Source organism: Pseudomonas sp. B7(2017) (assembly GCF_002112745.1).
In the GTDB taxonomy this organism is placed as follows: domain Bacteria; phylum Pseudomonadota; class Gammaproteobacteria; order Pseudomonadales; family Pseudomonadaceae; genus Aquipseudomonas; species Aquipseudomonas ekonensis.
Genome location: NZ_NEIP01000005.1, coordinates 1 through 17,550, shown reverse-complemented (window position 1 = coordinate 17,550; position 17,550 = coordinate 1). Strand labels below are relative to the sequence as shown.

The following is a 17,550-nucleotide window of genomic DNA, read 5'->3' as shown; positions in this document are numbered from 1 at the left end:
CATTCGGCACGACAGCCGGTATTCACCGGCGCTTGCGGCCATCCCGTCAGCCGATTCGTCGAACACATCCGTTAGGGTCGACCTGGAACCGGCACGGACCGGTCCGCATCGAGCAAGCGTAGTCGTGAATCCGGGGATTCGAAAGGCAGGCGCCAGACAGGGTGCGACAATGGGTCGCAAAGGGGAAGGGAACTGCCGCATCCGGACGGAGGCGGCAGTGGAGGGGCAGGGACTACTCTTTTTTGCCTTCGGCTTGCAGGTTATCTGTATTCAGTTTGTGTGACAGGCTGTACACATAAGCGGCCACTAACTGCACTTTATCGTTGCCGAGCAGTTCGCTCTGTGCCGGCATGTGGCCCTGGCGGCCATGGCGGATGGTCTGCTCCAGTTGGGTCAGGCCGGTGCCGTAGATGAAGCCGGCCGGGTGCGTCAGGTTCGGCGCGCCCATGGCTTCGGTGCCCTGGCCGTTGGCCCCGTGGCAGGCGACACAGGTGGTGCTGAACGCTTGCTGCCCGGCCTGCAGGTCGGCCTTGCTGTCCGCCGGCAGCGGCAGGCCGGCCAGGCTATGGCGCACGTACGCAGCGACGTTCTTCACGCCGGCCTCGCCCAGCACTTCGCCCCAGGCCGGCATCGCCGCCATCCGCCCGCCCATGATGGTGGCCTTGATGGTGTCGGCGCTGCCGCCCCAGCGCCAGTCGCTGTCGGTCAGGTTGGGGAAGCCGAAAGCGCCCTTGGCGTCGGAGCCGTGGCACACCGAGCAGTTGGAGGCGAACAGGCGGCCGCCCATCTTCAGCGCCTGGGGATCCTTCGCCACTTCTTCCACCGGCATCGCCGCGAACTTGGCGAAGATCGGCCCGAACTTGGCGTCGGCCTTGGCCATTTCCTTTTCCCACTCATGCTCGCCGGTCCAGCCGTTCTCGTAGCCGGGCAGGATGCCTTTCCAGTTGCCCAGGCCCGGATACAGGATCAGGTAGCCCACGGAAAACACCAGGGTGCCGGCGAACAGCATGAACCACCACTGCGGCAGCGGGTTGTCGTACTCCTCGATGCCGTCGAAGCTGTGGCCCATGGTCTGGTCGACGCTGCCTTTGGTCTCGCCCCGGCGGGTGCCGACCAGCAGCCAGGTCAGGCCGATCAGGCTGCCGATGGTCAGTACGCAGATCCACGTACTCCAGAAGGTGGTCATGGCCGGGTACTCCTTGTTGGTGCAGATTCTTGGGGGGTGTCGGGTTGCGGCTCGTCGGCGAACGGCAGCAGGCGCGCTTCGGCGAATTCCGGCTGGCGCTTGCCGTTGAACACCCACAGGGTCAGGCCGACGAAGGCCACGAACACGACAACGGTGCCCAGGCCGCGGATCAGCCCTGTGCTCATTTCAATGACCATGGCTCACCTCTTGCTCTTGATCGCAGTGCCGAGCACTTGCAGGTAGGAGACGAGGGCGTCCATTTCGGTTTTGCCCTTGAGGCTGGCCACCGCGCCGCCGATGTCGTCGTCGGTGTACGGCACGCCGAGGGTGCGCATGGCCTTGAGCTTGGTTTCGGTGTGGCTGCTGTCGACCGCTTGGGTCACCAGCCACGGGTAGGCCGGCATCTTCGACTCCGGCACCACGTTGCGCGGGTTGTACAGGTGCGCGCGGTGCCAGTCGTCGGAGTAGCGGCCGCCGACGCGGGCCAGGTCCGGGCCGGTGCGCTTGGAGCCCCACAGGAACGGGTGATCCCACACGCTTTCGCCGGCCACCGAGTAGTGGCCGTAGCGTTCGGTCTCGGCGCGGAACGGACGGACCATCTGCGAGTGGCAGCCCACGCACCCTTCGCGGATGTAGATGTCGCGGCCTTCCAGCTGCAGCGCGGTGTAGGGCTTCATGCCTTCGACCGGCTTGTTGGTCACGTCCTGGAAGAACAGCGGGACGATCTGGGTCAGGCCGCCGATGCTCACGGCGAACACCATCAGCAGCATCAGGAGGCCGACGTTCTTTTCAATCGTTTCGTGTTTCATGGCGGACTCCTCAGGCCATCTGCGCGGCGGCAACGACGTCTGCAGGCTGCGAGGCCCGCACGGTGCGCCAGGTGTTGTAAGCCATCAGCAGCATGCCGCTGAGGAAGATCGCGCCGCCGACCAGCCGCACGACGAAGCCTGGGTGGCTGGCCACCAGGGTCTCGACGAAGGAGTAGGTCAGGGTGCCGTCCTCGTTCACCGCACGCCACATCAGGCCCTGGGCGATGCCGTTGACCCACATCGAGGCGATGTACAGCACGGTGCCGATGGTGGCGAGCCAGAAGTGCGCGTTGATCAGGCCGATGCTGTGCATCTGCTCCTTGCCGAAGACTTTCGGGATCATGTGGTACAGCGCGCCGATGGAGATCATCGCCACCCAGCCGAGGGCGCCGGCGTGCACGTGGCCGATGGTCCAGTCGGTGTAGTGGGAGAGGGCGTTGACGGTCTTGATGGCCATCATCGGGCCTTCGAAGGTCGACATGCCGTAGAACGCCAGGGAGACCACGAGGAAGCGCAGGATCGGGTCGCTGCGCAGCTTATGCCAGGCGCCCGAGAGGGTCATCATGCCGTTGATCATGCCGCCCCAGCTCGGGGCCAGCAGCACCAGCGACATCACCATGCCCAGCGACTGCGCCCAGTCCGGCAGCGCGGTGTAGTGCAGGTGGTGGGGGCCTGCCCAGATGTACAGGGTGATCAGCGCCCAGAAGTGCACGATCGACAGGCGATACGAGTACACCGGACGTTCGGCCTGTTTCGGCACGAAGTAGTACATCATCCCCAGGAAGCCCGCGGTGAGGAAGAAGCCCACGGCGTTGTGGCCGTACCACCATTGCACCATGGCGTCGGTGGCGCCGGCGTACACCGAATAGGACTTGGTCAGGCTCACCGGCAACTCAAGGTTGTTGACGATGTGCAGGATCGCCACGGTGATGATGAAGCCGCCGAAGAACCAGTTGCCCACATAGATGTGCTTGGTGTTGCGCTTCATCACCGTGCCGAAGAACACGATGGCGTAGGCGACCCAGACGATGGTGATCAGGATGTCGATCGGCCATTCCAGCTCGGCGTATTCCTTGGAGCTGGTGTAGCCCAGCGGCAGGCTGATGGCCGCCAGCAGGATCACCAGTTGCCAGCCCCAGAAGCAGAACGCGGCGATCTTCGGCGCGAACAGTTGGGTCTGGCAGGTGCGCTGGACCGAGTAGAACGAACTGGCGAACAAGGCACAGCCGCCGAACGCGAAGATCACCGCGTTGGTGTGCAGCGGGCGCAGGCGGCCGAAGCTGGTCCACGGCAGGTTGAAGTTGAGTTCGGGCCAGACCAATTGGGCCGCGAGAAAAACCCCGAGGCCCATGCCGACGATGCCCCACACCACCGTCATAATGGCGAATTGGCGGACCACCTTGTAGTTGTAGGCGGTACTGATAGAAGTGTTCATGGTTCCCCATCCACGGTTCAGCCGAAGAGCGCGCGCGTGCAGAAAAGCCGCGCGCCCTTCGCCTGGAGTTATAGGCAGACTAAAAGCGAGGCAAGCATGGACAAACAGCACAAGGCCAGTATTGACGGGGATCAATGGGCGCAGTGCGTGCGGGATCATGGATGGCTGTGGGACGCGGCTGCGGGCGAGGCTCACGCGACGTTGATCCTCGCCCATGGCGCCGGCGCGCCGATGGACAGCGACTGGATGAACGACATGGCCCGGCGCCTTGCCGCGCAAGGCGTCAACGTGCTGCGTTTCGAGTTTCCCTACATGGCCCAGCGCCGCGTCGACGGCGGCAAACGACCGCCGAACCCGGCGGCAAAACTGCTGGAATGCTGGCGCGGGGTGTACGCCGACGTGCGACGACATGTCGCCGGCCCGCTGGCCATCGGCGGCAAGTCCATGGGCGGGCGCATGGCGAGTTTGCTGGCCGATGAGCTGGGCGCGGATGCGCTGGTGTGCCTGGGGTATCCGTTCTATGCGGCGGGCAAGCCTGAGAAACCGCGGGTCGAGCATCTGGCGGCTTTGAAGGCGCGGACGTTGATTGTTCAGGGGGAGCGGGATGCGCTTGGCAATCGCGAGACAGTCGAGGGGTATGCGTTATCGCCGAGTGTCGAGGTGTGTTGGCTGGCGGCGGGGGATCATGACCTGAAGCCGCTGAAGGCGTCGGGGTTCAGCCATGAGCAGCACTTGGCGACGGCGGCGGGGAAGGTGGCTGCGTTTCTTCGGTGAGCGTGAGGGCCTCCCACACGGGATCTGCGTCGTGCGCCTATCCCTGTGGGAGCCCGCCTGCTGGCGATGGCGTCAGCCCAGGCGCCGCCGTGTCGGATCAAGACGTTCCTGACAGCGGCAAAGCGAAGTGGCCCTCACGATGCCTCAGCTTTCTTCCTTGTTAGTAAATTGCGTCAGGGTGAATTCCCCCTCCGGAAAAAGGCGATAGCCATGGCTTTTGAACAGTGCCTTGAAATTGCCTTTGACGACTTTTGTGACAAGGTTATATTCGCTGATCTCCAGGGTTGCCGAATCGGCATCCTCAGCATGGAAACCTTCGAACCCGGGCGGGGCGGGGATGGAGTGGACGTGTGTGCATGTGAGGCCATTTTCCAGGTTGTAGGTGCCGACGAGCGATTCGTCCCCCTCATAGGGCAGGGTGAAGCTGAAGCTGAAATAGTCCTCGGCTTCAGACGTCCCCGTTCCGCCGCTGATTGACCAGTAGTACTTGCCATCTCCGGGAAACAGGAACCTATAGAATTCGCTGAATTCAGCAGTCTTTTCGATATCACCGTAAGTCCACTTAAAAGAGCTGTCATGCTTGGCCTTGGGCTTTTTTGCGATCAGCAGGGTTTGCGCAGTCATTTGGGCACCTTCCTTCTCAGGTTTGGATGATGTTCGACCGACTGCTCTAACGGTCACGCACTTAATATCCACTGATAGGGCGGGCGTCTACTGTCAAACCTGACAGGTGTTTTGCCTGTGAAGGCGGCAGCCAGGCGACGTCAGAAGAGAGGCGTGTCTGGCGTTTTCATGCGCGTAAACATGATTTCGTGAGCGCGTTTAAAGTACACGAGGCGTTACGTCATAAGGGCCACAGTGCCTTGCGTCGTTGCCTACGCCTACGCCAGAATCCGCCGGCTTACGCGGCTTGGAGAGGGCTCTATCGTGTCCCTGTCACTGAGAACAGTGATCGGGTTTGGTAGCCCGTCTGTAATAGCTGTGTGGCAACACCGTAAGCAGTCCCCTTTTGTGTGGGCTCGTTTTCATGGTGGTCATGCGTGGGGCTCATTCGTGAGCGCCGGGTTCCTATTGCAGCCGGTCTACCAACCCGCGTATGGCCGCCACCCATCGTTTGGTAGCGTGGGTGAAGGCTCCTTGAAATCTGCGATAGGAGTTACATCCATGTTCAAAGCCACACCCAACCCGCCAGAAACCGATCCAACCTCCCACGACCCCAAGCTTGAGTCTCAAAAGACAAAAGAAGCCGTCGACCGCGCACTCGACTATTACCTGGGCCCTGAAATCCCGGAATACTTCCCCCCGAAGGCCCGTCCCATCTACTTTGTCGATCCCACGCTGGATGACGAAACGCTGCTGGTCGAAGCCTGCGAATCGCTGTCGTCGGCCAACGCCATGGCCGGCAATATCGCCAACTCGGCGAGAGGCCCGGAGCGTAAACCGCTGCTGGCGCTGCAACAGCTGATCATGCTCAACGAACTGTTGGTCAATCGACTGCTGGATAAGCTGAAGTTGCCACAATAATTTCGCTGGCTGTTTTGGCCTCATCGCGAGCAGGCTCGCTCCTACAGTGGATTTGTGTACGACGCATTTCCCTTGTAGGAGCGAGCCTGCTCGCGATGGCGATTCACCCGTCAGCCTTGATTCCAGATTGGCAATAAAAAAACCGGAAGCGTTCGCTGTCCGGGTTTTCTTGTTGCCAGTCCAATCAGCGGTTGAACCGCTCCACCAACGAGTACTGCGTGTTCGCCGTCTTCGTCAGCTCTTCACTCAGCAGCGCCGAGTTGTGCGCCTGTTCCGAGGTCTGGTCCGCCAGTTCCGAGATGTTGCTGATGTTGCGGCTGATTTCTTCAGCCACGGCACTTTGCTCTTCGGTCGCGGCGGCGATCTGGGTCGTCATGTCGGTGATGTTGGCCACCGCTTCGCTGATGCCCACCAGGGCCTGGTCCGCTTCCAGCACCCTTGCCACGCCTTCTTCGGCCTGGCGGTGCCCGGCTTCCATGGTCTGTACGGCGCTGGTGGCGGTCTGTTGCAGCTTGGCGATCAGGGCGTGGATCTGCCCGGTGGATTCGCTGGTGCGCTGCGCCAGTTGACGGACCTCGTCGGCCACCACGGCGAAGCCGCGGCCCATCTCGCCGGCGCGGGCCGCTTCGATGGCTGCGTTGAGCGCCAGCAGGTTGGTCTGGTCGGCGATACCTTTGATCACGTCTACCACGCCGCCGATCTCGTCGCTGTCCCGGGCCAGTTGGGTCACGGTCAGGCCGGTTTCGCCCACCACCACCGACAGGCGCTGGATGGCTTCGCGGGTTTCGCCGGCGATGTCGCGGCCGCGGCCGGTCAGGCGATTGGCTTCCTGGGTGGCGTCGGCGGTACGCTGCACGTGGCTGGCCACTTCCTGGGTGGTGGCCGCCATCTGGTTGACGGCGGTGGCGACCTGTTCGGTCTCCACGCGCTGGCGTTCCAGGCCGCTGGAGCTGTTGTGCGCCAGGGCGTCGGACTGCTTGGCCTGATCGGTCAAGTGCTCGGCGGTGTCCTGCAGGCGGGTCAGGCAGGTCTTCAGGCGCGCTTCCTGGCTGAGGATCGACATCTCCAGGCGCGCCTGGGCGCCGCGGCTGTCGGTGTACATCTGCGCGATCAGCGGGTCGGAGGTGGTCTGCTCGGCCAGGCGCAGCAGGCGCTTGAGGCCGCGCTGCTGCCATTGCAGGCCCATCAGGCCCAGCGGCACCGAGAGGCCGGCGGCGAGGGCGAAGCCCCACTGGGAGTTGAGCGTGGCGCCGATCATGAAGCTCAGCTGGCTGACCAGGATGAACGGCAGCCAGTCCTGGAGCACCGGCAGCCATTTGTCCGCTTTGGGAATCGCCGACTTGCCCTGGTTGATGCGTTGGTAGAGCGCTTCGGCACGGCGGATCTGCTCGGCGGTGGGTTTGACCCGCACCGATTCGTAGCCGACCACCTGACTGCCTTCGAACACCGGTGTCACATAGGCGTTGACCCAATAGTGGTCACCGGTCTTGCAGCGGTTCTTGACAATGCCCATCCATGGCAAGCCTTGTTTCAGTGTGCCCCACATGTGCGAAAACACCGCGGCCGGGACGTCGGGGTGACGGACCAGGTTGTGCGGCGCACGGATCAGTTCCTCGCGCGAGAACCCGCTGATTTCGACGAAAGCGTCGTTGCAGTAGGTGATCACGCCCTTGGCGTCGGTTGTGGAGATCAACCGTTGCTGAGCCGGGAAAGTCCGTTCGCGCTGTGTAATGGGCTGGTTATTACGCATGGTTTTTCAATCCGCAAGGCTTTGAAAGGTTGTCGGCGGGCTTGGCCGTTTATTGAAGTTTTTTTTCATTAATCAGTACGGCGTCGCAAAACGGGGCTTGCCTCACCCGGCGAGCATCGGGTAGGTGAACAGTCCGAAATGCAGCAGGTTCAGCGCAAAATGCGTGGAGATCGCCGCGCCCAGGCCGCCGAAACGGTAGGCCAGACCATAGCCGACCCCCGCCAGGCTCGCCAGCAGCACCCACGTCCAGCCGGCGCCGATGTGCACCAGGCCGAACAGCAGCGACGCCAGCAGCAGCGCGAGGTTGTCGCCGTAGGGCAGGGACTTGAAGCGCTGGCTCAGGCCGCCCTGTATATAGCCGCGAAACAGCGCTTCCTCCACCAGCGTCACCAGCAGCAGGTTGTTCAGCACCCACAGCCAGGCCTGGTCCGGCCACTTCGGCGCCCAGGCGATGATGCCGAGCGCCAGCGCGCCGCCCAGAGCCAGCACCACGGTCAGCACCAAGGCCAGCGCGACGGCGTACACCTGCAGGCGCAGCGGCCTGCGCGCGACGATCCACGGGCAGGCCAGCAGCAGCCAGAAGCCGATCAGGGGTTTGTCCAGGTTCAGGTACATCGAGAACGGCACGGCGTCGTCGGTGAAGCGTTGCGGCTCGATGGCCCGACCGTTGTGAAAGCCCGGCAGCCAGTGCAGGGCCAACGCCAGCGCCAGCACGACAAACAGCCCGTGGCCGAGGTAACGGGCCACCGGCAGGTGCTGCTGGCGGACGGCGAAACCGGCGGCCAGCAACAGGCCCACGGAAATGAGCGCCAGCCAACCGAGGGCGCCGACGCTCAGCGCCCATCCGTAACCGAGGCCGAGAAGGCCGAGATAGAGCCATGGCAAGGCAGGCATGGGAAGTCCTTGTGCGCAGAATGTGGGGGTGCTTTCTACACGGCAAGGCACGGGGGGACAAGTGAAGATGCGCAGAGTCCCGGTATGCAGGTTGTACCTCTGGGACAGGGATTGCCCGCGTGGGTGGCATGTCAGCATCCATGTTGGAGGCTGACAGACCGTCATCGCGGGCAAGCCCGCTCCCACAGGGTTTTGCGGTGCCTCCTCACTTTGCATTCAATCGAGAACTCTGTGGGAGCTGGCTTGCCAGCGATGGCGGCAGCCCAGGCGCCGCAGGACAGAAGCAAGACAGTTGCTCCCACAGGGTTTGGCGGTGACCGCAGATTTTTCAGTCAACCAGGATAACTGTGGGAGCCAGCCTGCTGGCGATGGCGTCCGCCAAGGCGCCGCAGGGCTGGGGCAGATAATGAATCCTGGTGGTTCAGCGCAAGCCAAGCTTCGCCGCAGCGCGTTCGGTGATTTCCCGCCGCTTGCTCAGTGACGGCGCGGCGAGCCGCACGGCTTCTTCGACGATGTGGCCGGGCGCACGCTCCGGGCTGCCCGAATCGAACGGCGGCGCCGGCGCGTATTCCAGCTGCAGCTGCACCCGCTGCGCCGTGTCGGCGCCCACCAGCTCAGCCGCCAGCACCAGCGCAAAATCGATCCCGGCCGTGATGCCGCCACCGGTGAACAGGTTGCCGTCGCGCACCACGCGATCCTTTACCGGGATCGCCCCCAGCGTTTCCAGCAGGTCGTGATAGGCCCAATGGGTGGTCGCCCGTTTGCCCTTGAGCAGGCCGGCCGCCCCGAGCACCAGGGAGCCGGTGCACACCGAGGTCACGTACCGGGCCTGAGCGGCCTGCCGCTTGAGGAAGCTCAAGGTCTGATCGTCCTCCATCAACGGCCCGACGCCTGCGCCGCCGGGCACACACAGCACATCGAGCGCCGGGCAGTCGTCGAAGGTCACGGTCGGCTTGAGCACCAGGCCGGTGCTGGCGGTGACCGGAATCAGATCCTTCCACACCAGGTGCACCTGTACGCCCGGCAGCGAGGCCAGCACATCGTAGGGGCCGGTCAGGTCCAGTTGCTGCACCTGGGGAAACAACAGAAAGCCGATCTGCACGGTCATGGCGTTTTACTCCAGTAGTGGGGGTGGACGGCTTCACTGTAGGCGCGTAGCGTTTGGCGCATACGCCAATCAACCCACGAATCTCGCCAAATGCCCAAATCCATCCATGTCCTCGCGTTCGCCGACGTCCAGGTGCTCGATGTCACAGGTCCCTTGCAGGTGTTCGCCTCGGCCAACGACATCTTCCGTCGGCGCGGCCAGCCGCTGCCCTATGCGCCGTCGGTGGTCGCCAGTGGCGGCGGGGCGGTGAATTCGTCGGCCGGTCTGGCGCTGCTGGCCGAGCCGTTGCCGCAGGCGCCCAGCGACACGTTGATCATCGCCGGCGGCTGGGGCATCTACGCGGCCGCCGACCATGCGCCGCTGGTGGACTGGGTGCGCGTGCACGCCGCCACGTGCCGGCGCGTGGCGTCGGTGTGCACCGGCGCCTTCCTGCTGGCCGCCAGCGGCTGGCTGGACGGACGCCGGGTGGTCACCCATTGGACGCGCTGCGAGCAACTGGCCCGCCAGCACCCCAAGCTTCGGGTCGAAGCCAATCCGATCTTCATCAACGACGGCCCGGTCTGGACCTCGGCGGGCGTCACCGCCGGCATCGACCTGGCGCTGGCCATGGTGGAGGAGGATCTGGGCCGCGACATCGCCCTGGAGGTCGCCCGCCATCTGGTGGTGTTCCTCAAGCGGCCCGGCGGGCAGTCGCAGTTCAGCGTGATGCTGTCGCTGCAGAACCAGTCGCTGCACCGGCAAGGCAACCGGTTCGACAACCTGCATGTGTGGATCACCGAAAACCTCACCCGTGACCTGGGCATCGCCGCCCTGGCCGAGCAGGCCGGCATGAGCGAGCGCAGCTTCGTGCGCCACTACCGCGCCGACACCGGCCAGACCCCGGCCCGGGCCATCGAGCAAATCCGCGTCGAAACCGCCCGGCGGCTGCTGAGCGACACTGGACTTGCGGTCAAGCGGATCGCCGCCAACTGCGGCTTCGGCAGCGAAGAGACCCTGCGCCGCAGTTTCCTGAGGGCCATGGGGGTGACGCCGCAGGCGTACCGGGAGCGGTTTTCGGTGGGGTTGGCGCAGGCTTGATGACAGCAGGCGTCCCGCTCACACTGCCGTGCTCATGCTGGAGGGAGTGGCGGTCATGACATTGGGTGTTTCTTATTCCATCCATCAGCAACCTGTCGTGCTGGGGGATCTGTTGTTGTCGGGTGACGAACGGGAGCACGACGTGTTCGTCCCGTCGGTGGGCAACGTCGAGGAAGTGTTCTGCAAGGGGTCGGGCTATTCGATCACGGGCATGACCCAGAAAGTCATCGTGATCAGCAAGGACATGGCGATCACTTGGGCGGGCAACGAAGTGGCGGCCAGGCTGGCCATCGCAGAACTCAGGGCGCTGGCCGCCAAGGGGCTTGATCCGGATCGGGTTCAAGCATTGCTCGATGGATTGCCCGCGGTACTGATGACGCTGGACCTGGAATTGACGGGTTGGTACGTTTACGAGAACTGCGGTTATCCCATCGAGTTCAGGTCGAGCGAAGGCCACTCCTGCGACTGTGATCACCTACGTCTGGTCGGCAACGGCGCGCCGCTGTTCCAGGCGCTGCTGGACGGCCATCAATGGGTCACGGGCGCGAACCGTGGCATGGACGCCGAAGGGGGAAAGTGCCTGAGCACCACCTGCGCGTTTGCCGGCATGCTGCTGGAGTTGGAACTGAAGAAAAGCCCCACCTCATTGTTGAATTTCTTCGGTGGAGGTTATGAAGTGGCGCTGTTCGACGAGGGTAGCTTTCGCAAGCTGGATGATGTGACCCACGTCTACTGGAATGTTCAGGTGTCCGAAAAGGGTGTCGGAATCACCCAGCCCTTTCATATCCGCAAGCAGTTCTACCGCGACGCAAACCTGATGATCATGCCTGTGCGGTTCGTGCGGGACGGGGAGAAGACGGGCATCGTCCATCAGGAACTGTATGTGGTTCAGGAACCGGGAGGCACGCTCAAGCGTGAGGACGTGAGCGTCGACGATCTGCCTTCGCTCAACTCGCGGCACACCTGCCATTACTTCATTCAAGGCGAGGCTGCGCAGGTCTTCACGCGGGTGCAGTACCGCGAACGTCCGGAAGACAATGACTTGACGATCAAGGAGACCGCAACGGGCCTGCAATTGAAGATCCGCAAGCGCTTCTTCAACGAGATCGGCGCAATCCTACAAAGCGACCCCCGCTGGCATCCCCAAACCTGAACCTCAGGCGCGCAACAGATCCCGCAACGCCCTGAGCGTCTCCTGCGGCGCCTCTTCGGGAATGTTGTGCCCCACGCCCGCCAGCACCCGGCGCTCGTAGGGGCCGGTGAAGCGGTCGGCGTCTTCGTCTTCCTCCGGCGCGGGGCCGACGCCGTCGTCGGCGCCGCACAGTGAAACGGTCGGCACGCTGATCGCCGGCTGTTGCTCCAGGGCCTTTTCCATCCACTCCAGCGCGGGGTCACCCGGTGCGTACATGAAGCGGTGACGGTAGGAGTGGATCACCACTTCGACGAAGTCCGGATTGTCGAAGGCCGGGGCGGTCAGGGGATAGCGCTCGGCATTGCGGGCCCAGGTGGGCGACCACAGGCGCCAGAGCAGTTCGCACAGCGCCCGCCGGTTCTGCGTCAGGCCTTCGACGCCGCGGGGTGTGTGGAAGTAGTACTGATACCAGTACAGGTGCTCGGTGGCCGGATCCAGCGGCCGGACGGAGGCCGGAATGTTCTGCAGGTTGTAGCCGTCGCCGGTGACCAGCCCGCGCACCCGCTCGGGAAACAGCGCCGCGACGATGCACGCGGCCCGGCCGCCCCAGTCGTAGCCGCACAGCGTCGCCCGGTCGATACCCAGCGCATCCATCAGATCCAGCAGGTCCTGGGCCAGCGCCGCCTGTTGGCCGGAGCGCAACGTGTCCGCACGGTTGAACCGGGTCGGGCCGTAGCCGCGCAGGTACGGCACGATCACCCGGCAGCCCTCGGCGGCGAGGGCCGGGGCGACCTCGTCGTAGGCGCGGGGGGAGTAGGGGAAGCCGTGGAGGAGAATCACCGCAGGGCCGTCGCTCGGGCCGTGCTGCTCATAGGCGATGGTCAGGGTGGGCGTTGTGCTGAACAGGATCGCGTCACGGCTCATGCGGCACTCCTCGTTGTCAGGCCTCTTCCGCCACCTGATTGAAATACTTGCTCCGGTCCGGCGTGAACGTCACCACCATGCGGGTGCGTGAGCAGGTCAGCGCCCGTTCCTCACCCAGGTCGATGTCCAGAGGCTCGCCGCGCAGGCCCTGCCATTCGGCCAGGTATTTGAGGGAGCCGTACTTTTCGTTCTTCTTCAGGCTGCGGCTGACCCCGCCTTTCCAGCCCAGCACCGGCAGTTCGTCGGCCAGGCAGCGCTTGGCCAGATCGGGAAAGCGCACGGCGCGCTGGCGGCCGATCTCCCAGCATTTGATCAGGCCTTTGTCGTGGGCTTCCCACAACTGGCTGCGGGTCAGGCCCGTGCGAAGGGGAACGTCGATCTGACGGTGGATGCGCTGGCTCATTCTGGTTCCTTGAAATCGGGTTTTATTGGACAGCTCCGCTGTGCCCGTTGCGGTGGATGGTAGGGGCGGGCGACACGGCTGGCAACAAGGTATTTCAGGGTGTAAGTGCAAGTTACGGGGGGAGGCATTGCGCGACTTTTGTTGAACATTTGTAGGCCTTCACTTGTGCGCTTATGGCGAGGGCGCTGGCTCCCGCTCGACCGCGAAATAGCCGCAGATCAGGGCCCTGCGCTGTTCCAGTAAAAATCCGGTGGCACAAAGAGGGGGCCGCTTCGCCCACCTGCCGGAGCCAGAGTCTTCGCCGCAGAGGGGGTGAAATGTTTAATTGTTGTAGGAATTCATTCCGCTAACCGGGATTGATGCGGGAGATGTCTGACAGTCTCTGGCGAAAAACGATGACGCCTTACGGTTGCCAACAGTTCTTCGCCCCGCTCAGTTTGCGGTCGAGGAAGCACGCCGCGCTGATCAGCGCCAGGTGCGTCAGGGCCTGGGGCGTGTTGCCCAGGTGGCGGCCGCGGCTGTCGAACTCTTCGGCGTACAGGCCCAGCGGATTGGCGTAGCGCAGCAGCTGTTCGAATTCCAGGTGGGCCTTGTCCACTTGGCCTGCGCGGGCCAGGCATTCGACGTACCAGAACGAGCAGGCGGCGAACGCACCTTCGGTGCCGGGCAGGCCGTCGATGCCGGTGTCGTCATTGCGGTAGCGGTAGACCATGCCGTCGCGCACCAGGTGCCGTTCGATGGCGTCCAGGGTCGAGAGCCAGCGCGGATCCTTGGCGCTGACGAAGCGCACCAGGGGCATCAGCAGCATCGAGCCGTCCAGGGCGGTGCCGCCCAGGTACTGCACGAAATGGCCGCGCTCTTCGTTCCAGAAGTTGTCCCAGATGTCGCTGTGGATCGCCTGGCGCGTTTGGTCCCAGCGGGCGAACGGCGCCGGCAGCGAACGCTTCGAAGCCAGGCGGATGGCCCGGTCCAGCGCCACCCAGCCCATCAGCCGCGAGTGCAGGAAGTGATGCTGCTCACCGCGCATTTCCCAGATGCCCACGTCTTCGTTCTGCCAGGTCTCACAGACCTGATCGACCACTTCCTGCACGTGCTTCCAGCCCTCGTGGGAAATGGCGTCGCCGTACTTGTTGACCAGGTACACGGCATCCATCAGTTCACCGAAGATGTCCAGCTGGATCTGTTCATAGGCCTGGTTGCCGATGCGCACCGGCCGAGCCCCGCCGTGGCCGGACAAATGGGTGAGTTCGGTCTCCGGCAGTTCCTGGCGCCCGTCGACGCCATACAGGATGTTGAGTTTCATCGGCTGGCCCCGGCAGTCGCTGACCCGGCCACGCAGCCAGCGCATGTAGTCGTTGGCCTCGTCGACGAAGCCCAGGCGCATGAAGGCGTACACGGTGAAGGAGGCGTCGCGGATCCAGGTGTAGCGGTAGTCCCAGTTGCGTGTGCCGGCGGGCGTTTCCGGCAGGCCGAACGTGGCGGCGGCGAGGATCGCGCCGTGCTCGCGGGAGGTCAGCAGTTTCATCGCCAGGGCCGAGCGGTTGACCATTTCCCGCCAGCGTCCGCGGTAGGTGGATTGGCGGAGCCAGTCGCGCCAGAACTTCAGCGTGCGCTCCAGGTAGAGGTCGCCGTGGTCTTCGCCCAGGCGCGGGTCGTCGCCGGCGCCGAGCATGAAGGCGGCGCGCTGATCCTGCTTGAGGGTGAATTCGGCGACGGCGGCCTGCGCCTCGATGCGCATCGGCTGATCCGAGGTCAGGCGCAGGGTCGGCTGGCCGGCGGCGCTGAAGGTCACGTCCTGTTTGTCCACTTGGGCGCGGGTGGCGGCGCGGCCATAGTCGTGGCGCACCGCGCAGCGCAACCGGAACGTCGCCTGGCCGCTGACCACCCGCACCCGGCGCATCAGCAGCGGCAAGGTGTCGCTGCGGTCGCCGACCGGCAGCAGGTCAGTGATCTCGACCACGGCGCGCTCACTGAGCCAGCGCGTCTGCAGGACGTTGGTGTCCGGCAGGTAGATCTGTTCCCGGCGTGCCTCGGGCAGGTCCGGCGCCAGCTGGAAGATCCCCGCGTCGGGGGTGTCCAGCAGCGAGCAGAAGATCGACGGGCTGTCGAACTCGGGCCAGCAGAAGAAATCCACGCTGCCCTGGTCGTTGACCAGCGCGGCGCTGCGCATGTCGCCGATGATGCCGTGGGCATCGATGGCGCTCTGGCGTTCCGGTTGATGCTCGGCCATGGCGTGGGGGCTCCGGGGCAGGGGATGTATTCAGCTGACCGGAGCGTGGCGGTCAGAGTTCATCCCCGAACATGAAAACCCAGACCGCTCCAGAGCCGTTCGCGGCCGCTGTGGCGGTGCCGGTCGAGGCTGCCCGCCCCCCAGCGTTTGACCGCTCTCAGGTGGCGGGCCGGCAGCGGGCCGTTTCGGCCCAGCGTGCGACGGTGTCGACGCCGAACGTCTCGAAGATGCGTCGCAGCCAAACGGTGAAACGCTGCGGATCCGCTTGCAGTTGCTGCGTCAGCGTCTCCAGCGTCAGCCATTGCCAGTCCTGGGCCTCTTCGGGATTGGCCTGCGGGTCGGCCGTGCCGAGCCCGATCAGGATGTGGTCGTATTCATGTTCGATGAGCTGGTCGGTCACCTGTTCGCGATAGAGCATCGCGGTGACTTCTTGCAGTTCGCAGTCGAGCCCCATCTCCTCCCGGAGGCGCCGTCGGGCGGCCGCCGAGGTGCGTTCGCCCGGCCGGGGATGGCCGCAGCAGGTGTTGGTCCACAGGCCGGCGGAATGGTATTTGCCGGCCGCGCGCCGCTGCAGCAGCAAGCGCCCGTGCAGGTCGAAAATGAAGATGGAAAAGGCGCGGTGGCGCAGGCCTTGGCGGTGCACCTGCATCTTGGGCGCGCTGCCCGTGGGGCGGTCTTGGGGGGAGACCAGGATCAGCATCTCTTCCATGGCTTTGGCTCGCATGAAGGCCTTCGCGGCTGGGCGTGACGGCTGACCCGACTGGCGGGTGAACAACAGGCGCGGGTGATCGGTACCGTTGAAAAATAGCCCGACGCCACCGGTTTCGCCAAACGGCCCGACGGACGCGGGCTTCACACTCCACCAACAATTCGGCGCTTTTGCGCCCACGGGCCTTTGTGGCAAGTTGCATGCCCCTGACGAGACCGCACCCGATGGCCAACCCTTACCGCGAACTGTTCAACGCCCCCGGCGCCCGCAATTTTGTGATCGCCGGGATGATCGCGCGCATGCCGATCTCCATGACCGGCATCGGCGTGATCACCATGCTGTCCCAGCTCAAGGGCGGCTACAGCCTGGCCGGTGGGGTGGCGGCGACGTTCGCGCTCGCCACGGCGTTTTGTGCGCCGCAGGTGTCGCGGCTGGTGGACCGGTTCGGCCAGGGCCGGGTGCTGCCGGTGTCGGCGCTGATCGGCGGCGGGGCGCTGCTGATGTTGCTGCTGTGCACCCGCTTGCAGATGCCGTACTGGAGCTGTTCGTCTGCGCCGCGTTGGCCGGCTGCATGCCGAGCATGTCGGCGATGGTGCGGGCGCGCTGGACGGAGATCTACCGCGGCCAGCCGCAGTTGCAGACCGCCTATGCGCTGGAGTCGGTGCTCGACGAGGTCTGCTTCATCGTCGGCCCGCCGCTGTCGGTGGGCCTGTGCGTGGCGGTGTTCCCCGAGGCCGGGCCGCTGGCGGCGCTGCTGATGCTGGCGGTGGGCGTCACGGCGTTCGTGGCCCAGCGCGGCACCGAGCCGCCGGTGCATCCTCATGAAGAACACCATCAGGGCTCGATCATCCGTTCCCCGGATATCCGCCTGCTGTTGCTGCTGATGGTCGCGATGGGCGTCATCGTCGGCGTGGTGGATGTGGTCAGCGTGGCCTTCGCCCAGCAGCAGGGCCAGCCGGCGGCGGCGAGCATCGTGCTGTCGGTGTACGCCATCGGCTCGTGCCTGGCCGGCATCGCGTTCGGGGCGATGCGCTCGCGGCTGCCGCTGCCGCAACTGTTCATGTACGGCGGGATAGCGACGGCAGTGACCACGCTGCCGTTGTTGCTGGCGGGCAACATCGTCGGGCTGTCGGTGGCGGTGTTCATCGCCGGGCTGTTCTTCTCGCCGACCCTGATCGTCGCCATGGCGCTGGTCGAGCGCATCGTGCCGCCGGCCAAGCTCACCGAAGGGCTGACCTGGCTGGTCACGGGCCTGAGCATCGGCGTGGCGGTGGGCGCGGCCGGTTCCGGCGCGCTGGTGGATGCCTTCGGCGCCCGCAGCGGGTTCTGGCTGGCGATCGCGGCGGGGGCGGTGGTGCTGGGTTCTGCGATCCAGAGCTACCGACACCTCAAGTAACGCCCGATCTTCTGTGGAAGTCGCTGTCCGGCGGTGCCCATACTGACGTCATCGCTGGCAAGCCAGCTCCCACAGGTTAGCCTGCACGACACAGATCCGATGTGGGAGATTCTATGGTTGAGGCAAAGCCCTCAGCCTGCTTTCGGTTCATATTCGCTTTGTCCTTTGAGCAGGGCGAATACGATCCGGGCCAGTTTGC

Annotated in this window: 16 protein-coding genes and 1 pseudogene; 5 read left to right on the top strand and 12 right to left on the bottom strand. The window is 64.5% G+C overall.

Translation table 11 applies throughout. From position 1 onward, the window contains the following. Positions 1 to 232 precede the first annotated feature (232 nt). The 4 genes from ccoP to ccoN are packed head-to-tail and all read right to left on the bottom strand — an operon-like array spanning position 233 to position 3,430. Complete coding sequence (gene ccoP, locus CAG29_RS11345; RefSeq protein WP_085631379.1) at positions 233 to 1,186, bottom strand: cytochrome-c oxidase, cbb3-type subunit III; 954 nt, start codon at positions 1,184 to 1,186, stop codon at positions 233 to 235. Next, positions 1,183 to 1,383 (bottom strand): cbb3-type cytochrome c oxidase subunit 3, encoded by a 201-nt coding sequence (locus CAG29_RS11340; RefSeq protein WP_085577557.1) that lies wholly within the window; start codon positions 1,381 to 1,383, stop codon positions 1,183 to 1,185. The genes ccoP and CAG29_RS11340 overlap by 4 nt, the downstream gene beginning before the upstream one ends. Positions 1,384 to 1,386: 3 nt before the next feature. Next, entirely contained in the window at positions 1,387 to 1,995 is a 609-nt protein-coding gene (gene ccoO, locus CAG29_RS11335; protein ID WP_085577556.1) for a cytochrome-c oxidase, cbb3-type subunit II, read from the bottom strand. A gap of 10 nt (positions 1,996 to 2,005) precedes the next feature. After that, entirely contained in the window at positions 2,006 to 3,430 is a 1,425-nt protein-coding gene (gene ccoN, locus CAG29_RS11330; RefSeq protein WP_085577555.1) for a cytochrome-c oxidase, cbb3-type subunit I, read from the bottom strand. Positions 3,431 to 3,526: 96 nt separating this feature from the next. On the opposite strand from ccoN, the gene CAG29_RS11325 reads away from it, so the two are divergent. Then, positions 3,527 to 4,204 carry an alpha/beta family hydrolase gene (locus tag CAG29_RS11325; RefSeq protein WP_085694460.1) on the top strand — a complete coding sequence of 226 codons (678 nt, stop codon included), beginning with the start codon at positions 3,527 to 3,529 and terminating at the stop codon, positions 4,202 to 4,204. Positions 4,205 to 4,348: 144 nt separating this feature from the next. Here CAG29_RS11325 and CAG29_RS11320 read toward each other — a convergent pair whose 3' ends face one another. After that, on the bottom strand, positions 4,349 to 4,828 hold the full coding sequence (locus CAG29_RS11320; protein WP_085577553.1) for a hypothetical protein: 480 nt from the start codon (positions 4,826 to 4,828) through the stop codon (positions 4,349 to 4,351). A 540-nt stretch (positions 4,829 to 5,368) separates the two neighbouring features. On the opposite strand from CAG29_RS11320, the gene CAG29_RS11315 reads away from it, so the two are divergent. Beyond that, positions 5,369 to 5,728, top strand: a complete 360-nt coding sequence (locus CAG29_RS11315; RefSeq protein WP_085694458.1) for a DUF6124 family protein — start codon at positions 5,369 to 5,371, stop codon at positions 5,726 to 5,728. A gap of 184 nt (positions 5,729 to 5,912) precedes the next feature. Here the strand turns inward: CAG29_RS11315 and CAG29_RS11310 are convergent, their stop codons facing one another. The 3 genes from CAG29_RS11310 to inhA form a co-directional block, all read right to left on the bottom strand. Then, positions 5,913 to 7,478, bottom strand: coding sequence for a PAS domain-containing methyl-accepting chemotaxis protein (locus CAG29_RS11310; protein ID WP_085577551.1), 1,566 nt, complete (start codon positions 7,476 to 7,478; stop codon positions 5,913 to 5,915). A gap of 102 nt (positions 7,479 to 7,580) precedes the next feature. After that, the gene (locus CAG29_RS11305) at positions 7,581 to 8,372 is read right to left on the bottom strand and encodes a CPBP family intramembrane glutamic endopeptidase (protein ID WP_085694456.1); all 792 of its coding nucleotides are present in this window, start codon (positions 8,370 to 8,372) and stop codon (positions 7,581 to 7,583) included. Between the two features lie 421 nt (positions 8,373 to 8,793). Beyond that, a complete protein-coding gene (gene inhA / locus CAG29_RS11300; RefSeq protein WP_085638167.1) occupies positions 8,794 to 9,480 on the bottom strand; it encodes an isonitrile hydratase in 687 nt (228 codons plus the stop codon). A 90-nt stretch (positions 9,481 to 9,570) separates the two neighbouring features. Between inhA and CAG29_RS11295 the strand changes: the two genes are divergently transcribed. Both CAG29_RS11295 and CAG29_RS11290 read left to right on the top strand, forming a co-directional pair. Next, a complete protein-coding gene (locus CAG29_RS11295; protein WP_085631391.1) occupies positions 9,571 to 10,557 on the top strand; it encodes a GlxA family transcriptional regulator in 987 nt (328 codons plus the stop codon). A 55-nt stretch (positions 10,558 to 10,612) separates the two neighbouring features. Then, positions 10,613 to 11,710 (top strand): hypothetical protein, encoded by a 1,098-nt coding sequence (locus CAG29_RS11290; RefSeq protein WP_139831486.1) that lies wholly within the window; start codon positions 10,613 to 10,615, stop codon positions 11,708 to 11,710. Positions 11,711 to 11,713: 3 nt separating this feature from the next. Here CAG29_RS11290 and CAG29_RS11285 read toward each other — a convergent pair whose 3' ends face one another. From CAG29_RS11285 to idi, 4 genes are all read right to left on the bottom strand, one after another. Continuing rightward, a complete protein-coding gene (locus tag CAG29_RS11285) occupies positions 11,714 to 12,613 on the bottom strand; it encodes an alpha/beta fold hydrolase (protein ID WP_085694453.1) in 900 nt (299 codons plus the stop codon). Positions 12,614 to 12,629: 16 nt separating this feature from the next. Next, a complete protein-coding gene (locus CAG29_RS11280) occupies positions 12,630 to 13,016 on the bottom strand; it encodes a hypothetical protein (RefSeq protein WP_085577545.1) in 387 nt (128 codons plus the stop codon). A 403-nt stretch (positions 13,017 to 13,419) separates the two neighbouring features. Next, on the bottom strand, positions 13,420 to 15,246 hold the full coding sequence (locus tag CAG29_RS11275; RefSeq protein ID WP_085694451.1) for a glycoside hydrolase family 15 protein: 1,827 nt from the start codon (positions 15,244 to 15,246) through the stop codon (positions 13,420 to 13,422). A 157-nt stretch (positions 15,247 to 15,403) separates the two neighbouring features. Continuing rightward, positions 15,404 to 16,102: an isopentenyl-diphosphate Delta-isomerase gene (idi, locus tag CAG29_RS11270; protein ID WP_256576783.1), complete on the bottom strand. Its 699-nt coding sequence runs from the start codon at positions 16,100 to 16,102 to the stop codon at positions 15,404 to 15,406. 77 nt (positions 16,103 to 16,179) lie between these two features. Here idi and CAG29_RS11265 point away from each other — a divergent pair. After that, positions 16,180 to 17,351, top strand: a pseudogene (locus tag CAG29_RS11265) (MFS transporter). Positions 17,352 to 17,550: the final 199 nt, after the last annotated feature.